The following is a 1626-nucleotide window of genomic DNA, read 5'->3' as shown; positions in this document are numbered from 1 at the left end:
GAATCCTGGCGATGATCTCGTCGTCGGTCCAGGCCACAGAGTCGGTCACGACGCACACCGTAACGGACGCCAATGACAGACCCCCGCGCTCGCGGGGAGGACTCGACCATGGAGCGCTTCGTGCTCGCGCCGGCCGGCTGACCCCCGCGCTCGCGGGGAGGACCTTCGCGACCTGCGCCGTTCTCACGGCTTTGCCATTCCTTGACCGGTCTGCCGGACGTAGCGTTCCGGGCCGGTCTGTTGAGGTGTCAAGGAGCAGCGTCCATCGTGGCAGACAAGGCGGGGCCGCACGTTCGCCGGTGTGGTGCCCGGGGGAGTGGATCCCCGCTTGCCGGGGTCTGCCGTCGGCCGGGTGGGCGGTGGCGTTGTCGTTGGGGGCGGGTAGGTTGCCCGGATGACTGACACGGACCCACTGGTGCCTGTCCTCGTCGGGCTCGTCGTGGACATCGTCCGGTTCCTCGACACCTGCGAGGACGACGAGGTCGACCCCGACTCTGCGGTGAAGGCAACGGAGAGTGTGAGCTGGGTACTGCGGCAGTTGCCCCACGACCAGCGCGAGCGGTTCCTGACCGCGCTCACCGACCTGGCCGCAGCCGAGACCGACCCCGACCGACGGCAGTTCATCAAGGACTTCCCCGTAGCCTGCGGCCTCCTCGACGAAGAACCCGCGACCACCAACAACTGACCTCCGCGCTCGCGGGGAAGGACCACGGGTCGGTGATGCCAAGCTCGGTCGCTGCGGCTGACCCCCGCGGGCGCGGGCAGGACCAACCGAGTCCGCATCGACGGCTTGTGCCCGGCGGCTGACCCCCGCGCTCGCAGGGAGGACATCGTGGCGTCGCGGGCGAGCGGCTGTTCCGGCGGCTGACCCCCGCGCTCGCGGGGAGGACCTCAGGTCGTCCTGAAAGCGATCGGCTCGGGTCGGCTGACCCCAGCCTGCACGGAGAGGACGCGGCACGCGGGCTGCCCTTCGCCGGTCACCTCGGCCGACCCCCGCCTGCGCGGGGAGGACGGCCGGGACTGGCCTGGCGGACCGAGGCCGGACGGTTGACCCCCGCCTGCGCGGGGAGGACCCTTCGCGACCTGCACCGTTCTCACGGCTTGTACCCTCCGGTGGCCAGCTGGGATGTTGCCCACCCCGGCTGACCCCCGCGGACGCGGAGAGGATAGCTCGGCGGCGAACTCCGCACGGATCTCCGACGGCTGACCCCCGCGTCCGCGGGGAGGACGGCGGCATCCTCGTCAGGTCATCGCGCAAGAACGGCTGACCCCCGCGCTCGCGGGGAGGACCAGGAACGCACCTTCGCCGCATGGCTGCCGATCGGCTGACCCCCGCCCGTGCAGAGAGGACGGGCCGTCGGTCCCGGTCCCCGGCTGCGGCTGCGGCTGACCCCTGCGCCTGCGCCTGCGCCTGCGGGGAAAACGAGTGCGACCTCGGCGTCGCCGAGAACCCCGCCGGCTGAGCCCTTCGGGCGAGGAAGCGTCTTGGATCTTTACGCGGTAAAGGATCACCCCCACCTGTGGTGTGTTACTGACTTCGGCTTGTCAGGGTGAGGTTGGAGTGTCGAGGGTCAGGCCGGTGCCGGCTATGAAGCCGTCGAGGGTATCGGGCCGGTACTGCAGGCG

1 protein-coding gene and 1 pseudogene are annotated in these 1626 nt (G+C 70.8%); one reads left to right on the top strand and one right to left on the bottom strand.

Annotation, left to right across the window (positions count from 1 at the left end; all coding sequences use genetic code 11):
• Positions 1 to 394: 394 nt before the first annotated feature.
• Positions 395 to 685 carry a hypothetical protein gene (locus tag ADK60_RS22185; RefSeq protein WP_053648370.1) on the top strand — a complete coding sequence of 97 codons (291 nt, stop codon included), beginning with the start codon at positions 395 to 397 and terminating at the stop codon, positions 683 to 685.
• A gap of 860 nt (positions 686 to 1545) precedes the next feature.
• On the opposite strand, the pseudogene ADK60_RS48160 reads toward ADK60_RS22185, so the two are convergent.
• A pseudogene (locus ADK60_RS48160) lies at positions 1546 to 1626 on the bottom strand (transposase); the annotation flags it as partial.

It is taken from the genome of Streptomyces sp. XY431 (assembly GCF_001279805.1).
Taxonomy (GTDB): domain Bacteria; phylum Actinomycetota; class Actinomycetes; order Streptomycetales; family Streptomycetaceae; genus Kitasatospora; species Kitasatospora purpeofusca.
The sequence above is the reverse complement of the archived record's forward strand: the minus strand, read 5'-3'. Positions and strand labels throughout refer to the sequence as shown.

Coding starts and splice junctions, on each gene's coding strand:
- ADK60_RS22185 (WP_053648370.1), top strand. CDS start 395: ATGACTGACACGGACCCACTGGTGCCTGTCCTCGTCGGGCTCGTCGTG.